This window comes from Actinomadura sp. DC4 (genome assembly GCF_030406325.1).
Classification (GTDB): Bacteria; Actinomycetota; Actinomycetes; order Streptosporangiales; family Streptosporangiaceae; genus Actinoallomurus.
The window spans coordinates 11,342-31,211 of record NZ_JAUEQY010000048.1 but is presented as its reverse complement, the minus strand read 5'-3'; the positions used below and the strand labels follow the sequence as shown (position 1 = coordinate 31,211).

Annotated in this window: 12 protein-coding genes and 1 pseudogene; 9 read left to right on the top strand and 4 right to left on the bottom strand. The window is 72.3% G+C overall.

Features of this window, described 5'->3' with window-relative positions:
- Window positions 1–71: 71 nt before the first annotated feature.
- The 3 genes and pseudogenes from QWU11_RS44195 to QWU11_RS44185 all read left to right on the top strand — a co-directional run bounded on the left by QWU11_RS44195 (window position 72) and on the right by QWU11_RS44185 (window position 3,208).
- Entirely contained in the window at window positions 72–1,487 is a 1,416-nt protein-coding gene (locus tag QWU11_RS44195) for an MFS transporter (RefSeq protein WP_290120588.1), read from the top strand.
- Between the two features lie 63 nt (window positions 1,488–1,550).
- Window positions 1,551–2,300 (top strand): annotated as a pseudogene (locus tag QWU11_RS44190) (SDR family NAD(P)-dependent oxidoreductase); the annotation flags it as partial.
- A gap of 20 nt (window positions 2,301–2,320) precedes the next feature.
- Window positions 2,321–3,208 (top strand): oxidoreductase, encoded by an 888-nt coding sequence (locus QWU11_RS44185; protein ID WP_290120587.1) that lies wholly within the window; start codon window positions 2,321–2,323, stop codon window positions 3,206–3,208.
- Window positions 3,209–3,249: 41 nt separating this feature from the next.
- On the opposite strand, the gene QWU11_RS44180 is transcribed toward QWU11_RS44185, so the two are convergent.
- Window positions 3,250–3,681 (bottom strand): SPW repeat protein, encoded by a 432-nt coding sequence (locus QWU11_RS44180; RefSeq protein WP_290120586.1) that lies wholly within the window; start codon window positions 3,679–3,681, stop codon window positions 3,250–3,252.
- Window positions 3,682–3,911: 230 nt separating this feature from the next.
- On the opposite strand from QWU11_RS44180, the gene QWU11_RS44175 reads away from it, so the two are divergent.
- Genes QWU11_RS44175 through meaB form a run of 3 tightly spaced genes read left to right on the top strand, consistent with a single transcriptional unit; the run spans window position 3,912 to window position 8,888 of the window.
- Window positions 3,912–5,726 carry a methylmalonyl-CoA mutase subunit beta gene (locus tag QWU11_RS44175; RefSeq protein WP_290120585.1) on the top strand — a complete coding sequence of 605 codons (1,815 nt, stop codon included), beginning with the start codon at window positions 3,912–3,914 and terminating at the stop codon, window positions 5,724–5,726.
- A gap of 1 nt (window position 5,727) precedes the next feature.
- Window positions 5,728–7,914: a methylmalonyl-CoA mutase gene (scpA, locus tag QWU11_RS44170; RefSeq protein ID WP_290120584.1), complete on the top strand. Its 2,187-nt coding sequence runs from the start codon at window positions 5,728–5,730 to the stop codon at window positions 7,912–7,914.
- Window positions 7,911–8,888, top strand: a complete 978-nt coding sequence (meaB, locus tag QWU11_RS44165; protein WP_290120583.1) for a methylmalonyl Co-A mutase-associated GTPase MeaB — start codon at window positions 7,911–7,913, stop codon at window positions 8,886–8,888. The genes scpA and meaB overlap by 4 nt, the downstream gene beginning before the upstream one ends.
- On the opposite strand, the gene QWU11_RS44160 is transcribed toward meaB, so the two are convergent.
- Window positions 8,878–9,948, bottom strand: coding sequence for a glutamate--cysteine ligase (locus QWU11_RS44160; protein ID WP_290120582.1), 1,071 nt, complete (start codon window positions 9,946–9,948; stop codon window positions 8,878–8,880). The two genes, meaB and QWU11_RS44160, sit on opposite strands and share 11 nt — an antisense overlap.
- Before the next feature lie 110 nt (window positions 9,949–10,058).
- On the opposite strand from QWU11_RS44160, the gene QWU11_RS44155 reads away from it, so the two are divergent.
- The 3 genes from QWU11_RS44155 to QWU11_RS44145 all read left to right on the top strand — a co-directional run bounded on the left by QWU11_RS44155 (window position 10,059) and on the right by QWU11_RS44145 (window position 13,605).
- Complete coding sequence (locus QWU11_RS44155; RefSeq protein ID WP_290120581.1) at window positions 10,059–10,688, top strand: hypothetical protein; 630 nt, start codon at window positions 10,059–10,061, stop codon at window positions 10,686–10,688.
- Window positions 10,689–11,367: 679 nt separating this feature from the next.
- Window positions 11,368–12,678: an MFS transporter gene (locus QWU11_RS44150; protein ID WP_290120580.1), complete on the top strand. Its 1,311-nt coding sequence runs from the start codon at window positions 11,368–11,370 to the stop codon at window positions 12,676–12,678.
- Window positions 12,679–12,972: 294 nt separating this feature from the next.
- Window positions 12,973–13,605, top strand: coding sequence for a choice-of-anchor C family protein (locus tag QWU11_RS44145; protein WP_290120579.1), 633 nt, complete (start codon window positions 12,973–12,975; stop codon window positions 13,603–13,605).
- A gap of 438 nt (window positions 13,606–14,043) precedes the next feature.
- On the opposite strand, the gene QWU11_RS44140 is transcribed toward QWU11_RS44145, so the two are convergent.
- Both QWU11_RS44140 and QWU11_RS44135 read right to left on the bottom strand, forming a co-directional pair.
- Window positions 14,044–15,891: a condensation domain-containing protein gene (locus tag QWU11_RS44140; protein ID WP_290120578.1), complete on the bottom strand. Its 1,848-nt coding sequence runs from the start codon at window positions 15,889–15,891 to the stop codon at window positions 14,044–14,046.
- Window positions 15,884–19,762, bottom strand: a complete 3,879-nt coding sequence (locus QWU11_RS44135; RefSeq protein WP_290120577.1) for a beta-ketoacyl synthase N-terminal-like domain-containing protein — start codon at window positions 19,760–19,762, stop codon at window positions 15,884–15,886. The genes QWU11_RS44140 and QWU11_RS44135 overlap by 8 nt, the downstream gene beginning before the upstream one ends.
- Window positions 19,763–19,870: the final 108 nt, after the last annotated feature.

Here is a 19,870-nt window from a genome sequence, read left to right as displayed (position 1 = left end):
CCCCTCAACTTTAGCGGATCGGCCGCCCGCCCGCGATGCCCGCCCCGGACGGCCTCCGACCAAGGACCTTCATGCCGAGCAGGACCCCGAGGCTCACCTTTCCCGTGCTGTCCGCCGCCGCGGCGTCGTTCTCGATGCTGCAGTCGCTGGTCAGCCCCGTACTCTCCACCATCCAGCTCGATCTGCACACCACCCAGGCGACCGTGACCTGGGTGCTCACCGCCTGGCTGCTGTCCGCGTCGGTCGCGACGCCGCTGCTGGGGCGGATCGGCGACATGACCGGCAAACAGCGCACGCTGCTCATCGCGCTGGGTGCGATCGCGCTCGGCTGCCTCGTCTCCGCGCTCGCCCCGAACGTCGGCGTGCTCATCGCCGGCCGGGTGCTCCAGGGGCTCGGCGGCGCGGTGTTCCCGCTGTCGTTCGGGATCATCCGCGACGAACTGCCCGCCGAACGCGTGCCCTCGGCGGTCGGCGTCCTGTCCGCCGTCATCGCCGCCGGCGGCGGCCTGGGCCTCGTCCTGGCCGGGCCGATCGTCACCGCCATGGGCTGGCGGTGGCTGTTCTGGATCCCGGTGATCGTCGTCACGGCCACCGCGCTGCTGACCCGCCGGTACGTCCCCGAGTCCCCGATGCGCTCCCCCGGCCGCATCGCCTGGCCGGCCGCGCTGCTGCTGTCGGGCTGGCTCGTCGCGCTGCTGATCCCGCTCAGCGAGGCGCCGTCGTGGGGTTGGGGCTCTCCGGAGGTGACCGGGCTGTTCGCCGCCGCCGTCGTGCTGTTCGCCGCGTGGGTACGGGTGGAGCTGCGGTCGCCGGACCCGCTGATCGACATGCGCATGATGCGGCTGCCGGCGGTCTGGACGGCCAACGCGGTGGCGCTGCTGTTCGGGGCCGGGATGTTCTCGGTCTACGCGTTCCTGCCGGAGTTCCTGCAGGTCCCGGCGGCGGCCGGCTACGGGTTCGGCGTCAGCGTGACCGGCGCCGGGCTGCTGATGCTGCCCATGCTCGTCACGATGGCGGTGAGCGGGGCCTTCAGCGGCCCGATCGCCGCGCTCATCGGCGCCAAGGCGCAGCTCGTGTGGGGCTCGGTCTGCGGCGTCGTCGCCTGCGCCGGGTTCGCCGCCTACCACGATCACCCCTGGCAGGTCGGCCTCGCGAGCGCGGTCTTCGGGCTCGGGCTCGGCCTCGCGTACGCCTCGATGACCAGCCTGGTCGTGCAGAGCGTGCCCGCCGAGCAGACCGGCGTCGCGAGCGGCATGAACGCCAACATCCGCACGATCGGCGGCTCGATCGGCACGGCGGTCGTCAGCTCCGTCATCACCGCGCGGCCGCGGCCCGACGGCCTGCCGCACGAGTCCGGTTTCACCCACGGCTTCCTGCTGCTGGCCCTGGCGGCGGCCGTCACGGTCGGCCTGGCCCTGCTCGTGCCGTCCACGACACGCGACGCCGCGCCGGACCCCGAGCCCGTCGCCCTCGAACCGGCCCGCTGAGAGAGGACACCCCATGGACATGCGGCTGAACCACAGAAGGGCGCTGGTGACGGGTCGAGCTCCGGCCTCGGCCGGGCGGTCGCGCGGATGCTCGCCGGCGAGGGAGCGACCGTGATCGTGCACGGCCGCGACCGTTACCGCGCCACCGCGACGGCGGACGCCATCCGCGCGGACGGCGGGCGGGCCGAGGTCGCCATCGGCGACCTGGCCACCGACGAGGGCGCCGGCGCCGTCGCGGACCAGGCGCTCGCCGGCGGCCCGGTCGACATCCTCGTCAACAACGCCGGCGACTACGACGAACTCTCCTGGGCCGACGCCTCACCGGCGGTCTGGGCCCGGACGTATGAGGTCAACGTGCTGTCCGGCGTACGGATGATCCAGCGTCTGGTGCCCGCGATGCACGAGCGCGGCTGGGGTCGGGTGATCCAGGTCGGCGGCGGGCTGGCGATCCAGCCGATGGCCGGTCACCCCCACTACAACGCCACGCTGGCCGCGCGGCACAACCTCGCGGTCTCCCTGGCGCGCGAGCTGAGCGGCAGCGGCGTCACCTCCAACGTCGTCGCGCCCGGCGCGATCCTCGTCGACGCCGTACGCGAACTGGTGACGCGCATAGCCCCGGCCCACGGCTGGGCCGGCACCTGGGAGGAGATCGAACGGGCGGCGGCCGACACCTGGATCCCGGGCGACACCGGCCGGTTCGGCCGGCCCGAGGAGGTCACCGCCGCCGTCGTCCACCTCGCCGGCCCGCACGCCGACTACGTCAGCGGGGCCACGCTCCGCGTCGACGGCGGCACCATCCGGAACGTCCAATGACATACCCGAAGGAGACGAACATGGCCAGAACCTGGCTGATCACCGGAAGTTCGCGCGGCCTCGGCCGCGCGCTGGCCCGCGCCGTGCTGGAGCGCGGCGACCGGCTCGTCGCGACCGCGCGCCGGCCCGAACAGCTCCACGACCTGGTCGAGGAGTACGGCGACCGGGTACGCGCGGTGGCGCTCGACGTCACCGACGCCGCCGCGGCGCGCGACATCGTACGCCGGGCGGTCGAGGAGTTCGGCTCGCTCGACGTGGTCGTCAACAACGCCGGTTACGCCGACTCCGCGCCCATCGAGGAGACCTCCGAAGAGGACTTCCGCGCCCAGTTCGAGACCAACCTGTTCGGCGTCGTCAACGTCACCAAGGCCGCCCTCCCCGTGCTGCGCGCCCAGCGGTCCGGGCACATCCTGCAGATCTCCTCGGTCGGCGGCCGGGTCGGCGGCACTCCCGGCCTCGGCGCGTACCAGTCGGCCAAGTACGCCGTCGAGGGCTTCTCCGAGGTACTCAACAACGAGGTACGGCCGCTGGGCGTCAAGATCGTCATCGTCGAGCCGGGCGCCTTCCGTACCGACTGGGGCGGCTCGTCGATGCGGCTGCCCGACGTCGGGCCGGACTACGAGCAGACCGTGGGCAAGGTCAACGCCTACCGGCGCGAGGTCGACGGCACGCAGGCGGGCGATCCCGTACGGGCGGCGCGGGTCATCGCCGGTCTGGTCGACCTGGACGAGCCGCCGCTGCGGCTGCTGCTCGGCTCGGACGCCGTGCGCCTGGCCGAGCAGGCCTCCCGCTCGCGCGCCGCCGAGGCCGAGGAGTGGGCCGAGGTCGGCCGCTCCACCGACTACGACGACGCCGGTGACGCCACCGATTCGGTCGTCACGAGCCTTCTCCCGCACGGCCGTACGTGAGACAAGGCCCGGCGGTCTCACGACCGCCGGGTCCTCCGTGCCTACGCCCGGGTGGCGCGCGGACGGCGGCGTCCCATCGCCGCCATCGCGGCGGTCGCCGCTCCGAGGAGGCAGACGATGATGCCGACCACCAGGTTGTTCCAGATGATGCCCCTCGTCGCGCTGTGTCCGGCCGACGCCACCCAGGGCAGGATGATCAGCCAGATACCGATCGGGATGAGCATCCAGCCCAGCCCGAGCGCGCGTTCCGGGAACAACATGAGGCCCAGGCCGATGATCGCGAGCGCCAGGCCCACGATCAGGTCGTTGACCGCGACGTCCGGAGACGTCGAGCGGAAGTGCACGACCCAGGGCGAGATCGCCATGTACAGACCGGTCAGGATGACCAGCCCCTCCAGCATCTCCACCCGGCGGCCCTCCATCATCCGTGCGTAGCGTTCACGCATCTCGGCCGCGTCAGGATGACCCGCCATGCCTGAAGAATGGCGCGACACACCAGCCATTCCGATCGCCTTCTTTCCCCCGTAGATGAGTCCCCCTGGTCCATCCACCAGTCATTATCTCCCGTTCGGTCCATCCGGGACCCGGGGGGTGACCAGCACATACGTCTCCCCGCCCACGGCGGCCCGCGAAACGCGCAGGAGGCGAAGGTCACAGCCTCCGGCACTGCTGTCTCTTTAGGACTTCGGCCTACGCTTCGTCCATGACGGTCCAGCCCGACGGGATCTCCCTGGCCGCCGAGTTCCCGGATCCGACCCGCCGGCAGTGGCGGCAGCTCGTCGAGGGCGTGCTGCGCAAAGCCGGACGGACGGACCTCGCCGACACGGCCGCCGAGGACGCGCTCGCCACCGAGCTCCAGGACGGGCTCACCGTCCGCCCCCTCTACACCGCAGAGGACGGCGCGGCCGACCCCGGATTCCCCGGCCTGGCGCCGTTCGTCCGCGGCGGAAAGCCGCTGGGCAACACCGCCACCGGCTGGGACGTACGCCAGCGGCACGCCCAGCCCGTCGCGAAGCGGGCGAACGAGGCCGTGCTGGCCGACCTGGAGAACGGCGTCACCTCGCTGTGGCTGCGCCTCGGCGACGGCGGCCTGCCCGTGGCCGGCCTGCCGGAGGCGCTCGACGGCGTCCACCTCGACCTCGCCCCGGTCGTGCTCGACGCCGGCGCGGACTTCGAGGCCGCCGCCCGTACGCTGCTGGCCCTCGCCGCCGAGCGCGGCACCCCCCCGCTCGGCCGGCTCGGCGCCGACCCGCTCGGGCACGCCGCCCGTACCCGCGACGACATCGGCCTCGGGGCGGCCGGCGGGCTCGCCGCGCTGTGCCACCGCGAACATCCCGGCGTCCGCGCGATCACGGTCGACGCACTGCCGTACCACGAGGCGGGTGCCTCTCCCGCGCAGGAGCTGGGCTGCTCGCTGGCGACCGGCGTCGCCTACCTGCGCGAACTCACCACCGCCGGCCTGCCGGTCGAGGCGGCGCTCGGGCAACTGGAGTTCCGGTACGCCGCGACCACCGACCAGTTCCTGACCATCGCCACGCTGCGCGCCGCGCGGCGGCTGTGGGCCCGTGTGGCCGAGGTGTGCGGGGCGCCCGGCGTGCCGCAGCTCCAGCACGCGGTGACGTCCTCGGTGATGATGACCCGGCGCGACCCCTGGGTGAACATGCTGCGTACGACGGTCGCGTGCCTGGGCGCGGGGGTCGGCGGCGCGGACGCCGTCACGGTGCTGCCCTTCGACGCCGCTCTGGGCCTGCCCGACGACTTCGCGCGCCGCATCGCCCGCAACACCTCCGCGATCCTGATGGAGGAGTCGCACCTGGCGCGAGTGATCGACCCGGCCGGCGGCTCCTGGTACGTCGAGCGGCTGACCGACGACCTGTGCCGGGCGGCCTGGGACTGGTTCCAGGAGATCGAGCGCGCCGGAGGCCAGGCGGCGGCGCTGCGGTCCGGCCTCGTGGCCGAGCGCCTGGCCCACACGTGGGAGGAGCGGCGGGCCGGCCTGGCCCATCGACGCGAGCCGATCACCGGGGTCAGCGAGTTCCCGAACCTCGCCGAGGACCCCGTCGAACGCGAGCCGTCGCCCGGGGAGCCGCGCGGCGGCCTGCCCAGGGTCCGCCGCGACCACGCCTTCGAGGCGCTTCGGGCCCGCTCCGACGCCCACCTCGCGGCCACCGGCGTACGCCCGCGCGTGTACCTCGCCGGGATCGGACCGGCGGCGGCGCGCACGGGCCGTACGTCCTTCGCCGCCAACCTCTTCCAGGCCGGAGGCGTCGAGGCCGTGCCCGGTGAGGCGTCCGGCTTCGCCGGCGGCGGCACGACCGTGGCGTGCCTGTGCTCCAGCGACGCGCTGTACGCCGAGAAGGCCGAAGCCGTCGCGGCGGAGCTGCGGTCCGCCGGCGCCGCCTGGGTGTTCCTCGCCGGACGGCCGGGCGAGTACGCCGGCGTCGACGAGTACGTCTTCGCGGGCGGCGACGCGATCGCCGTCCTGACCTCCGTCCTCGACCGCTTGGGAGTGGCGTGACGTGATCCCCGATTTCGCGAACGTCGAGCTCGGCGGGGCCTCTACCGGCACCACCGCCGGCGCGGAGGAGTGGCGGGCCGCCGCCGGGGACGCGGCCGACCAGGTGTGGGAGACGCCCGAGGGCATCGGCGTCAAACCGCTCTACTCATCAGCCGACCTGGCCGGGCTGGACTTCCTGAGCACCTACCCGGGCATCGCGCCGTACCTCCGCGGCCCGTACCCGACGATGTACGTCAACCAGCCGTGGACGATCCGGCAGTACGCCGGGTTCTCCACCGCCGAGGAGTCCAACGCCTTTTATCGCCGCAACCTGGCCGCCGGGCAGAAGGGCCTGTCGGTCGCCTTCGACCTGCCCACCCACCGCGGCTACGACAGCGACCATCCGCGCGTGACCGGCGACGTCGGCATGGCGGGCGTGGCGATCGACTCGATCTACGACATGCGGCAGCTCTTCGACGGCATCCCGCTGGACCGGATGAGCGTGTCGATGACCATGAACGGCGCGGTGCTGCCGGTCCTGGCGCTCTACATCGTGGCGGCCGAGGAGCAGGGCGTGCCGCCGGAGAAGCTGGCCGGGACCATCCAGAACGACATCCTCAAAGAGTTCATGGTCCGCAACACCTACATCTATCCACCCAAGCCCTCGATGCGCATCATCTCCGACATCTTCGCGTACACCTCCCAGAAGATGCCGCGCTACAACTCGATCTCGATCTCCGGCTACCACATCCAGGAGGCCGGGGCCACGGCCGACCTCGAGCTCGCCTACACGCTCGCCGACGGCGTGGAGTACATCCGGGCCGGGCGGGACGCCGGGCTCGACGTGGACGCCTTCGCGCCCCGGCTGTCGTTCTTCTGGGCGATCGGGATGAACTTCTTCATGGAGATCGCCAAGCTGCGCGCGGGACGGCTCCTGTGGGCCCGGCTCGTCAAGGGCTTCGAGCCCGCCAACGCCAAGTCGCTGTCCCTGCGCACGCACTGCCAGACCTCCGGCTGGTCGCTCACCGCCCAGGACGTCTTCAACAACGTGACCCGTACGTGCGTGGAGGCGATGGCCGCCACCCAGGGGCACACGCAGTCGCTGCACACCAACGCCCTGGACGAGGCGCTCGCGCTGCCCACCGACTTCTCCGCCCGCATCGCCCGCAACACGCAGCTGCTGCTCCAGCAGGAGTCCGGCACCACCCGGGTGATCGACCCGTGGGGCGGCAGCGCGTACGTCGAGCGGCTCACCTACGAGCTCGCCCGCCGCGCCTGGAGCCACATCGAGGAGGTCGAGGCGGCGGGCGGCATGGCCCAGGCCATCGACGCGGGCATCCCCAAGTTGCGCGTCGAGGAGGCCGCGGCCCGTACGCAGGCCCGCATCGACTCCGGCCGCCAGCCGGTCATCGGGGTCAACAAGTACCGCGCCGAGGGCGACGAGCGGATCGACGTGCTCAAGGTCGACAACTCCGCCGTACGGACCCAGCAGATCGAGAAGCTGCGCCGGCTGCGCGCCGAACGCGACTCCGGGGCCTGCGATGACGCGCTGCGCGCTCTCACCGCCGCCGCCGAGGCCGGGTCGCGGCCCGGCCTGGAGGGCAACCTCCTCGCGCTCGCCGTGAACGCCGCCCGCGCGAAGGCGACCGTCGGTGAGATCTCCGACGCGCTGGAGAAGGCGTACGGGCGTCACGCGGGGCGGATCCGTACCATTTCCGGCGTGTACCGAGACGAGGCCGGGACCGCGCCCGCCGTGGCGCGCACCCGCGCGGTGGTGGAGGCGTTCGAGCGGGCCGAGGGCCGGCGCCCGCGCATCCTGGTCGCCAAGATGGGCCAGGACGGGCACGACCGCGGGCAGAAGGTCATCGCGACCGCCTTCGCCGACCTCGGCTTCGACGTCGACGTCGGCCCGCTGTTCCAGACGCCGGCCGAGGTGGCCCGGCAGGCCGTCGAGGCCGACGTGCACATCGTCGGCGTCTCCTCCCTCGCCGCCGGGCACTTGACGCTGGTGCCGGCGCTGCGCGACGAGCTGGCCGCGGAGGGCCGCGAGGACATCATGATCGTCGTCGGCGGTGTCATCCCGCCCCAGGACATCGAGGAGCTCCACCAGGCCGGAGCGGCCGCCGTCTTCCCGCCGGGCACGGTCATCCCGGACGCCGCCCACGACCTGCTGACCACCCTCGCCAAGGGCCTCGGCCACGAGCTGTGAAGCCGATCGATCTGGACGCCTACGTCAAGGGCGTGCTGGACGGGTCGCGCACGTACGTCGCGCGGGCCATCACGCTCGTGGAGTCGACCCGCGCCGACCACCGGGCGCTGGCCCAGCGGCTGCTCGTCGAGCTGCTCCCCCACTCCGGGCGGGCGCGCCGGATCGGCGTCAGCGGGGTGCCCGGCGTGGGCAAGTCGACGTTCGTCGACGCGCTCGGCACCATGCTCACCGGGCTCGGCCACCGGGTCGCCGTCCTCGCCGTGGACCCCTCATCCACCCGTACGGGCGGCTCCATCCTCGGCGACAAGACGCGCATGGAACGGCTGGCCACCGACCCGGCCGCGTTCGTACGGCCCTCCCCCACCTCGGGCACGCTGGGCGGCGTGGCCAGGGCGACGCGCGAGACCGTGATCGTGATGGAGGCCGCGGGCTACGACGTCGTGCTGGTGGAGACCGTGGGCGTCGGCCAGTCCGAGACCACCGTGGCCGGCATGGTCGACACGTTCCTGCTGCTCACGCTCGCGCGCACCGGCGACCAGCTCCAGGGGATCAAGAAGGGCGTCCTGGAGCTCGCCGACGTCATCGCGGTCAACAAGGCCGACGGGCCGCACGAGCGCGACGCCCGCGCCGCGGCCCGCGAGCTGTCCGGCGCGCTGCGCCTGCTGCGCACCGGCGGCGAGTGGACCCCGCCCGTACTCACGTGCAGCGCGCGGGAGAACACCGGGCTCGACACCGTATGGGAGCGGCTGGAGGACCACCGCCGGAGCCTGGAGTCGACCGGCGCTCTCACCGCGCGCCGCCGCGACCAGCAGGTCGAGTGGACCTGGTCGATGGTGCGCGAGGAGCTCCTGTCCCGCCTGCGCGAGGACCCGGAGGTCCGCCGGCTGGTCCCGGACCTCGAACGGCGGGTACGCGAGGGCTCGCTGACCGCGACCCTGGCCGCCGAGCGCATCGTCGGCGCCTTCACCTCCTGAGGGTGCGCGACACCGCCTCGCGTACGACGGCCGCGAGGTCGCCCTCCTTGTACGCGCGGCGCTGCAGGTCGGCGCCGGTGCCCCCGCGTACGAGCCGGCCCATCAGCTCCTCCGCGGCGTCGCGATCGCCGAGGTCGGACAGCGCGGGCTCGACGTGGTCCAGCAGGGCCCGCATGACGCCCCCCGCGGAGGCGGGACGGCCCGTCACCGGGTGCACGAGCTCGCCCGTCAGCCCGGACCGGCTCGCCCGCCACGAGGCCAGGCGCAGCACCTCGGTCCGTACGGGCGCGGGCGGTTCACCATCGCGCCACTCGCGCGCCGCCGTCTCCACCAGGCCGCGTACGACCGCCGCCAGCAGGACCGCGTCGTCGGCCAGGCCGCAGACGTCCGCGATCCGTACCTCCACGGTCGGGTAGTGCCGCGACAGGCGGGCGTCGAAGTAGACCATGCCCTCGTCCAGCAGCGCCCCGCTGTCGATCATCGCCCGTACGGCCTCGTGGTAGGCCTCCGGCGTGCCGAACGGCTCCGTGGGGCCCGCCGAGGGCCAGCGCCCCCAGACCTGCTGCCGGTAGCTGGCATAACCGCTGTCGTCGCCCTGCCAGAACGGCGAGTTGGCGGTCATCGCGAGCAGCGGAGGCAGCCACGGGCGGATCCGGTCCAGGACCGCGACGCCCTCCTCGTCCGACTCGACCCCGACGTGGACGTGGCAACCGCAGGTGAGCTGCTCCTGTGCGGTGAGCGCGTACGCCTCGATCATCCTTTCGTACCGGTCGCCCGCCGTGGTCTTCGGGCGTACGGGCAGCGGCGAGGTCGCCAGCGCCGCCACCTGGCACCCCTCGGCCTCGGCCGCCTTCGCGGCGGAGGCGCGCCGGTCGCGTACCTGCTCGGCCAGCTCGTCCAGGCTCGTACACGGCGCCGTGTCGGTCTCGACCTGCTGACGCTGAAGCTCGGAGCCGGGCGCGTCGTCGGCGTTTCCGGTGACGGCCTCGGACCGCGCCACCGCGGTGCCGGTGCCCGGATCGACGAGCAGCAATTCCTCCTCGACACCGAAACTACGCACAGTGAACCTCCAAGCTTGGGACCGTCACGGCCGGAAGGTCGGCCGGGATCGTTCCAAGAACTACCGCCTGAGGCTCGCAGTACCCCCTTTGTGCGCTGAATCATAGAGATATGGCCAACGTCCCCCGCCGATCCGAAGACGACCTTGTGCCGCCTGCCGATCTTCCCCCCGCACACTCCGAGGAGTCCGTCCAGGCCGTCCAGGCGCCTGAGACCGCACGCACCGAGCAGATCGAGGGCACCCTCACCCGCGAACTGCGCCCCACCCGAGTCGTGCCACGCTGGATCGGCTGGCTGGTGATCATCGTCGGCGCACTGATGCTGCCGTGGGTCGCCGGCCTGGTCTTCATCCTGCCGACCCGGCACGAGGCAGCGCACTACGGCGCCTCCTGGATCGGCTTCGACCTGGCGCTGTGCGGCATGCTGATCCGTACGGGCTGGCTCGCCCAGAAGGGCCGCGAGCACATCGAGCTGAGCGCGGCGATGACGGGCACGTTGTTGCTGGTCGACGCGTGGTTCGATGTGGTGACGGCGGACAACCACAAGGAACTGGCGCTCGCACTGCTGTTCGCCTTCGTGGGCGAGATCCCGCTGGCCGCGTTCTGCCTGTGGATCGCCGGCCGCGTGGAGTTCCGCCGCCAACGCCGCGCAGAGGCAATGGCCCGCCTGATGCGCCAGTGGACGGCCCGCCGCGGGGCTGTACCTGCCCAGGGGGACGACCCCCTGGAACCCCCGGTGTGAGGGGCTCCGCCCCCCCCACGGGCCGGCGTCGGAGCTCCCGCCATGGGCGTCGGTGTATTTTTCCGCTGACGAGTGCGAAGTGGCTTAACGTCGCCCATATTTATCATCGGACGCTCAGTCCCGAGGCGCTACGAGCTGTGGTTCGCCTTAGAGTGCACGGCGCGTCATTCGGACCGGGTCAGCATTTCGTTACCCGGTGACCGCCTCACTGTGCAAAGTGCATCTCGCTGCCCATGAGAGGCCGCGCCTACTGTCGACCGAAGCAGTTCTCAGGCGCTCGATGAACTCTCGGTAGGGTGCGTGCCACGGCTGACAGGACCGACGTTAACCAGCGACAGACCTCATCGTCGCAGGACAATCAGCAGGCGCTGACACTGCGCCCGGACGCGACGCCGCGCACCCTCGGCAGTGGATCGCCAGGTTGGCCGAACCTGGATGCCGCGCCGACCGTGACCACATGAGCCGGGTGGTACGCCGCCTCGTGCCACCCGACGATCCGGACACTTGGAATTCATGAAAGGAGGTGAAGACCGCCATGAGCACCATCGACTGGGACTAGACCTCAGATTGTCTGCACGATCGACTGGAAATGAAACCAGCTAGGAACGGCGAGCTCGACGTGCCGTAGGTCGGCCGGTGGGTACATACCCACCGGCCTCCTTTATGGTCCAGAGGAGTCATGGTCCGATACCGCGATCTGTTCACGGTGCGCGAATTCCGCTACCTGTACGCCGGCCTGATCATCTCGTACGTCGGTGATCAGCTGGCCGCCGTGGCAGTGGCCGTACTGGTGTTCAACCGGACCGATTCGGGCCTGCTGACCGGCCTGGCCTACGCGTCGGCGTTCCTGCCCGCGCTCGCCGGACCCGTGCTGGGCGCCTACGCCGACCGGTTGCCACGCCGGGCGCTCATGGTCGCCTGCGACCTGGCGCGTGCGGTGTTCATCGCCGCGCTGGTGATACCAGGAATGCCGATCTGGCTGATGATCGTGTTGCTGTTCGCCGGCCATTCATTCGCTCCGGCCTTCGTAGCGGCACGGTCGGCGATCCTGCCGGAGATACTCGACGGCGAGCAGTACATCGCCGGCAACGGCCTGCGCACCATCACCGGCCAACTCTGCCAGGTCGTCGGCGCCGCCGGCGGCGGCATGATCGTCGCACTCGTCGGATCCACCACCGCGCTGACCGTCGACGCCGCCACCTTCGTCGCATCAGCGGCGATCACCGTCTACGGCGTACGATCGCGCCCCGCCCCAACACGCTCCGGCCGGTCGAGAACGGTCGTCGCTGACTCGCGTGACGGACTCCGGTACGTCTTCGGCGATCGCTGGCTGCGTACGTGCCTGCTTCTGGTCTGGTTCGTGCCGATGTTCGCCTTCGCGCCAGAGGCGATCATCTACCCCTACGCCAAGGAACTGAACGGCGGCGCGACCACCGCCGGGCTGATACTCGCCTCCTCGACCTTCGGCTTCGCGTGCGGAGCCGTGGTCATGACCCGCGCCCTGGCACCACTCACCCGGCTACGCCTCGTCGCGCCCTTCGCCATGGTCGCCGGAGCGATCCTCATACCGCTCGCGCTCGAACCACCCCTGCCGGTCGTGCTGCTGTTGTTCTACGTCTCGGGGGCCGGTTCCGCCTTCGCCGCACCGCTCAACGCGCTCTTCGTACGGCGCGCCGACAAGGAATGCCGCGGCCGCGCCATGGGCATCGCGATCGCCGGGATCGCCGCCGGCCAGGGATGCGGATTCCTCCTCGCCGGAGCGCTCGTCGACACCGGCATGCACCCGCCACGCGCCATCGCACTGCTCGGCACCGGCGCCGCCGTGTCCGCCATCGCGACAGCCCCGGCATGGAGACGTGCCGATATGGCGGGCAGGGCCACGATCGGCGTATCCGGCGACCACCGACCGGACTCGCGTACACGTCGACCGGTGCCACAGGAGTCAGGTCGAGCGCGGCCTCAGCCGTCGCCGGAGAGAGCGCAGCGCTAGGAAGCGTCCTGCGGATCACCTGACGGCGTGCCGCGACGGCAGGCTCTTCTTCGGGTGCTGCCCAGGTGGCCACACCAGGACACGTCATCTCACGTCGCATCGCCGGCCGAACCAATCCGCCGATCAAACCCGTCCGGTGGAATGTCAAGAGCAGCAAATCATGTCTTCTCCGTTACGGCGGATCACCGTACGTGTGCCTAAAGTCGACGCACGGCGACAGGTCGCTCACTTAACGTCGATCAGTGGCGGCCTCCTCCTGTGGATAACGCACTACTCGCGGCTTGGGAGAACAGCATGAAGGCGTGGTCTGATCTCTTCATCACTCGCACCGCCGGCGTCTGCCGGCGCCGGATCTTCACGGTCGTGAGCCTCACCAGCGCGTTGATCACCGTGGGGGCGCTCGTCTCCGCGCCGGCCGACGCCTCCACACAGCCGGCCAACGGCAGCTTCGAGACCCCGGTCGTGACCGCGGGGTCCTATCATCGCTTCTCCGCCGGCGAGTCCATCGGGGCATGGACGGTGACCACCGGCACCGTCGACCTGTCGGGCGCGGGACTGTGGGAGACGGTGAACGGAGTGCAGTCTCTCGAACTCAACGGCAACACTCCGGGCGCCGTATCCCAGCGCATCTCCACACTTCCGCTGACCAAGTACAAGGTGAGCTACTGGCTCGCGGGAGAACCGATCGGCGGACCGTCCCTAAAGACGGGCCAGGTGCTCGTCAATGGCCAGGTGACGCAGAACTTCTCCTTCGACATCACCGGGAAAAGCAGGCCGCACATGGGTTACGTACCGATGGAATTCACGTTCCTCTCGCTCGGAACGTCCACGACGCTGCAGTTCGCCACCACGACCACCTACGCGTACGGCCCGGTCATCGACGGCGTGAAGGTCGACAGTTGCCTGCTCGTCCTCTGCCTCCCCTGAGGCCGCACCGCACGATCGCTGAGGACCAGCACCTGCGTGCTCTCAGCACTGGGTGCGAATCTTTCGGCATGCCGCGTTGGACCCCCCGCTACAAATCCTGCTTCCAGCGGTGCGACGAGGCGGGCGCACCGCAGGGGATCGGCTCAGGGAGAGCTTCGATGCTCGGTGAGCCGCTCATGAATATGAGATGGCAGGATGCCGTAACGCTCGAACACCGCAGCGACCAGGGCCTGTAGCCGGGCGAACCCCCGTCCACCCTCAGCGCCATGGCGCACGCGCTGTGACTGCGCCTGCTGGAGATCCCGCTGCCACCCCTGACGATCGGCATGCGCCCCGCCGCCGACGGAGCCCACCAGTGGCTGCGCGGCGCCATCCGCCGAGTGCTCCGTCCGCCCCGGAGCAGTAGCGGCCGCCGAACTCGATCCGTGCCGAGCCTCCTCATCCCGGGCGGGTGGCCCGCGGCACGACCTTCGTGCCGAACCGGTCCAGCAGCGGCACGTTCTCCGGCGTCCCCGCCGGCATTGTGGCGGTGACCTCCTGCACGGCGACGTCGTCGTCGCGGGGGACGACCTCGACCGCTACGGCGGTCCCGGCACGGGCGGCGAGTTCGGCCTCCCACCGGGCCAGAGTCGCGGGGTCGGTCACCGGGACGGCCCGCAGCGCCGTGAGGTCGGCGCCGCCGTCGGCGTGCCTGGGGATGCGGGCCACCGGGACGAGGAGAGGCGCTGGATGGTACGTGGAGAGGCCGCGGCGGAGCCGGTCGGTGACGGCGGGATCCGCGCGAGCGCGGAGCACGACATAGGCGATGACGCGGCCCTCTCGCTCGTCGAGCACGGCGTCGGCCACGGTCGGGTCCGCTTGGAGCCGGTCGCGAACCTCCTCGGGCGGGATCCGGCCCACGCGAAGGTCCGCGAGCTCGCCGAGGATCGCGAGGTAGCGCCGTCCGACCGCGGGCAGTTCCTCCGCGTCCGCCGCGGAGCCGTCGCAGGCGAGCTCTCCGCGGAACCCGCCGTCCTGGTCCCACAGAATGAGCCCGAAGCCGACTCCGGCGTCGAGGAGGAAGGGTGGCAGACGCCGCAGGGTCACCGACGCACCTCGTAGCCGCAGGGCGAGGCGCTCGCCGAACGTCTGCAGCACGAACACCACGTCGAAGACCCGGTTGCGCCCGGGACGCCGCGGCGGAGCGACGTCGGGCGGGAGCGCGTCGAAGGGAAGGTTGCCGTGGGCCATCGCGGCGAGGCGTTCGCGGTGGGCGACGGCGATCGCGTCGGGGGCCGTCCCGGCCAGGGCGAGCCGCAGCAGGAGCAGGTCGCGCGCGCCGCTCACGGTGTGTTCGTCCTCCGGGTGACAGCGTTTCCCCAGCGGGACCGCGACGGTGATGTCGTCGCCGCCCGTGACCTCCGCCAGCAGCGTGGCGTACGCCGCGAGCAGCACGGTGAAGGCGGTCGTCCCCTCCGCGGCGGCCCGCGCCCGCACCGCGTTCGCGAGCCGCTCGGGCAGGACGAGCGGGATGCTCCCGGCCGTGCCCAGAGCCCCGGGACGCCGGGGCAGAGCCGGGGCGGCGGCGAGCCGGTCGGCCCAGTACTCCCGTGCGGCGTCCGCGTCCGGGCTCGCGAGGTACGCGCGCTCCCGCCTGACCTGCCGTCCCGACGACGGCGCCGCCGGCATCGAGGGCGGCCGGCCCGAGCCGGCGGCGTCGTACAGCGACCCCAGCTCGTCGACCAGGAGCGCCAGCGACAGGCCGTCCACGGCGATCGTGTGCACGATGAGGACCAGGAGGTGCGCTTCCGGCCCGCGCCGCATGAGTGCGGCGGTGAGCAGGGGCGGCCGGCCGGGGTCCGGGCGTGGTGGGTGACCCGGCTCCTCGTCGAGGCACGGAACCGCGACCGGCATGGGCGGACGCACCAGGCGGACGCGTCCCCCGCCGATGCGCGGGTAGGCGGTACGGAGCGCGTCGTGCCGCGCGACGAGTGCGGTCAGCGCGGCCTGGAGGGCGTCGTGGTTCAGCGGGCCGCTGATCTCGAACGTCAACGTGCGGATGGCGTTCGGTCCTCCGGCGTGTTCGACCTGGACCCGCTCGATGAGCAGTGCCGACGTGAGACGTTCGCCGCCGGCCAGGAGGGCGATCAGGTCCTCTCGTACGGGGCGCAGCGTGGAGCCGATGGCGGCGGCGGGCAGGTCCGGAGGGGCGAGGAAGCACAGCTCGTCGTTCTCGGTCCACAGCTCGACGCCGCGGTCCACGAGCTCACGGACGCGCTCGGCCGCCGCCGGCGAGAGCTCAGACACGACCGGCCTGCCAGCCGGTGTCATCGTCCTGGGGCGCATCGGATGACAGAGCCTCGGCGAGGTCGCTCGCCAGCATCGTCACGCTGGCGCCGTCGAGCACGCGGTGCAGCGGGACCGAGACGCCGAACCGGCTGGTGAGGGCGTTGCGCAACTGTGCGGCCATGATCGAGTCGACGCCCAGCACGGACAGCGGCTCGTCGTCGAGGTCGGGCTCCGCGCCGCCGATGATGGGCGCGAGGATCCCGCGGATCTCGGCCGTCAGCCGTTCCCGGGCATCGTCGCAGGACATCTCCCGCACCGTCTCCCGTACGGCCGAGGGCGCCGCCGGCCGGGACGGCCCGAGTGAGGCGAGGACCTCGGCCGAGGTGCGCCGCATGACGACGTCGCGCGCGGACGCGACGACCGCGCCGTCCGCGTCGAGCAGCTGAACGCGCCCGTGCACCTCCCGCTCACCGCTGTCTTCGATCTCGGTGCGCGCCCACAGCGGTCCGGCGGCCGGCCGCGGCGGCGCGGTCAGGTCGAGCGCCGCCAGGCGCATGAACAGCAGGAGCCCCGCCGACGCCGGCGTGAGCGCGTTGAACAGCTGCATGCAGGCGTCGAGCACGCCCGGGTCGAACCCGGCGGCGAAGCTGGTGTCCGGCCGGGCCCGCAGCCGGGCCAGCATCGCGTCGTCGTCGAGTCGCCACAGGTGGTCCACGATGGCCACGCGTGGTCCCAGGTCCAGGCCGCGTTCGGAGCGCAGTCGCTGATAGAGGCGCTCGCCCGCGTACTGTTCGACCGCGGTCTCGGTGAGACGCGTCAGGTCGAGCCGCTCGGTGCCCGGCCGCGGCCGCTCGCGTACGACGGCGTGCGCGTGGTCGCACCAGCGTCCGCCGCCGCGGGTCTCGTGCTCCAGCGCGGCGATGCGCACCCGCACCTCGCCGGGCGGCTCGGTGCGAGCGACGGTGTGCAGGGTCCGCTCGGCGTCCTTGGGGACCACCAGCGCCTCGGTGATCGTCAGGTCCTCCAGCTTCAGCGCCTCGCCGGCGCCCAGGCGGCGGGCGCTGGCCGCGGCGATCTCGGCGTAGACCCCGACGTGCACCAGTCCGGCGGTGTCGGCCAGGAACGGCTGTCCCTCGTGGTCGAGAACGGTCTCGAACTGCGCGTCGTACGACGCTGAGCGCAGCCTGCGGCCGGGCAGTGCGCCATCGTGGCGCGGTTCCGGCTGGGTGACCCGTCGCAGCCCGTCGAGCCAGAGCCTGCGCCGTTCGAAGGGGTAGGTCGGCAGCACCCGGCGGCGCGGCGTCCGGCCACGGTCCAGTCCGCCCAGGTCGACCGGTGCGCCGAGCGTGTACAGCGAGCCGAGGCTCGTCAGCCAGTCGCGCACGTCGTCCTGGCCGCGCCGGAGGGAGGAGAGCCACGTGGCGGCCTCGGGCGCCCCGCGCAGCCCGGTACCGGTGAGCGTACGGTCCGGGCCGATCTCGAGGAAGCAGGTGATGCCGCGGTCGAGCAGCGCGCGTACCGCGTCCCAGTACCGTACGGGCTCGCGCATGTGCCGGCGCCAGCGGTGGGCGTCGCGGAGTTCGTCGTCTCCGGCCACTGTGCCGGTGAGGTCGCCGGCGAACGGCAGCGCCGGATCCGCCAGTGGGACCCGCTCGACCAGCGTCTCGAACCGGTCGAGCACCGGGTCCATGAGCCGGGAGTGGAACGCGTGCGTCACCGGAATCGACCGCGTCGCCAGCTCCTGACCGGCGAACACCTCCGCCATCGCGCCGACGGCGTCCACGGCCCCGGCGAGCACCGTCTCCTCGGGCCCGTTGTACGCGGCGATCTCGACGCGCCCGCCGTGCGCGGCCACCAGCCGTCCGACCTCTTCAGCGGAGGCGAACACGACGAGCATCGCCCCCTCGCGTTCGGGCAGCGTACCCACCAGCCGGCCGCGTTCCACGCACAGGCGGAGCCCGTCCTCCCAGCTCAGCACCCCCGCGGTGCACGCCGCGGCGTACTCGCCCAGGCTGTGCCCGGCGACCGCCTCAGGCCGGACGCCGACCGAGGCCCACAGCCGGGTGAGGGCGGTCTCGACCGCGAACAGCGCCGGCTGCGCCACCGCCGCGTCCATGAGGGGCCAGCCGTCGCCGCCGGCGTCCCGCGGATAGAGGTGGTCGATGAGCGAGTGGCCGGACAGCAGGCCCGCGGCGGCGTCGCTCTCCTCGATCGCCGCGCGGTAGGCGGGTTCGTGGTCGAACAGGGCGCGGCCCATGCCGGCGCGTGCCGCCCCCTGACCGGAGTAGAGGAACGCGATCCGCGGCGGGTCCGGCCGTACGACGCGGCGCACGCCCGTACCGGTGTCGGCCACATCCGCCAGGCGGTCCGCCAGCCGGGCGGTGTCGTCCGCCACCAGGGCGGTGCGCCAGGGCCGGTGCGACCGTCCGGTGTTCGCGGTGTGGCAGATCTCGGCCGGCGTCGCGGTGGTGTCGTCTCGCAGGTGACCGGCGTAGCGTCCGGCGAGCGTACGCAGCGCGTCCGGGCTGTTCGCCGAGAGCGCGAGCAGGTACGCGGGCCGGTCGGGCGCCTCCGCCGACGGGGGCGGCTCGGGAGGCGGTTGTTCGAGCAGTACGTGGACGTTCGTGCCGCTGAAGCCGAACGCGCTCACCCCGGCCGCCCGGGGGCGGTCCGCGGCGTCCCAGCCCACGGTCGCGCGGGGAATGCGCGTGTGGAGGGCGTCCGTCCCGAGCGCCGGGTTCAGCTCGCCGACCGGCTGGCCCGGCACCTCGCCGTGGCGTACGCAGAGGACGGCCTTGATGAACCCGGCCATTCCGGCGGCCGCCTCGGCGTGACCCACGACGGCCTTGGCGGAGCCCAGCAGGAGCGGCCGGTCGGCGGGACGCGGCCTCCCGACCACGCTTCCGATCGCCGCGACCTCGATCGGATCGCCGACCGCGGTGCCCGTGCCGTGGCACTCGACGTACCCCACGTCGCCCGGCGCCAGCCCGGCGTCGGACAGGGCGGCCTGGATCACGTCGGCCTGCGCCCGCCCGCTCGGGACCGTGATGCCGTTCGAGCGCCCGTCCTGGTTGACGGCGCTGCCACGAATGACCGCGAGCACGTTGTCGCCGTCGGACCGGGCGTCGGACAGCCGCTTGAGCACCACCACGCCGCACCCCTCGGCCCGGCCGTAGCCCTCCGCGCCGGCCTCGAAGGTCCGGCTCCGCCCGTCCGCGGACAGCGCGTGCATGCGCGCGAGCACGGTCGAGAGCTCGGGGAGGAGGATGAGGTTGACGCCGCCCGCCAGGGCGAGGTCGGAGTCGCCGCCGCGCAGCTGCCGTACGGCGTGGTGGACCGCGAGAAGCGACGACGAGCAGGCCGACTCCACGGCCAGCGCGGGACCGCGGAGGTCGAGCAGGTACGACAGCCGGCCCGGGGCCATGCTGAGCATGCCGCCGGTGAACGCGTACGGGCTCAGGCCGGCGGGATCGGCCTGGAACTGGCGGTGGAGATAGTCGGGGCTGATGACCCCGGTGAACACGGCGGTGTTCGTCCCGGCGAGCCGGTCGGGAGACTGACCGGCGTGTTCCAGAGCCTCCCAGGAGACCTCGAGCAGCAGGCGATGCTGCGGGTCCACCGCCGCGGCCTCCGTGGGGGTGAGGCCGAAGAACGGGGCGTCGAAGGTGTCGATGCCCTCCAGTAACGCGGCCGGCGGGTCCTCTCGTCGCTCCGCACCGTGGGAGTCCGGCTCGGAAGGCGCGCGACCGGCCTCGCGTTCGGTGATCGACGTGAGCGGCACCGGCCGGCCGGTCCGCAGCACCTCCCAGTACGACGCCGGCGTGTCGGCTCCACCGGGGAACCGGCACGCCATCCCGATGACGGCGATCGGTTCGTGCGCGCTTGTCATCTTCATCTCCTCGCTGTGGTCGTCGTGAGCACCTCGTGTTCTCCTTTCTTCGACACTAGATGCGTGTTATACATAACATGTATCTAGCGTGGTGTTCAACAAGTTCCC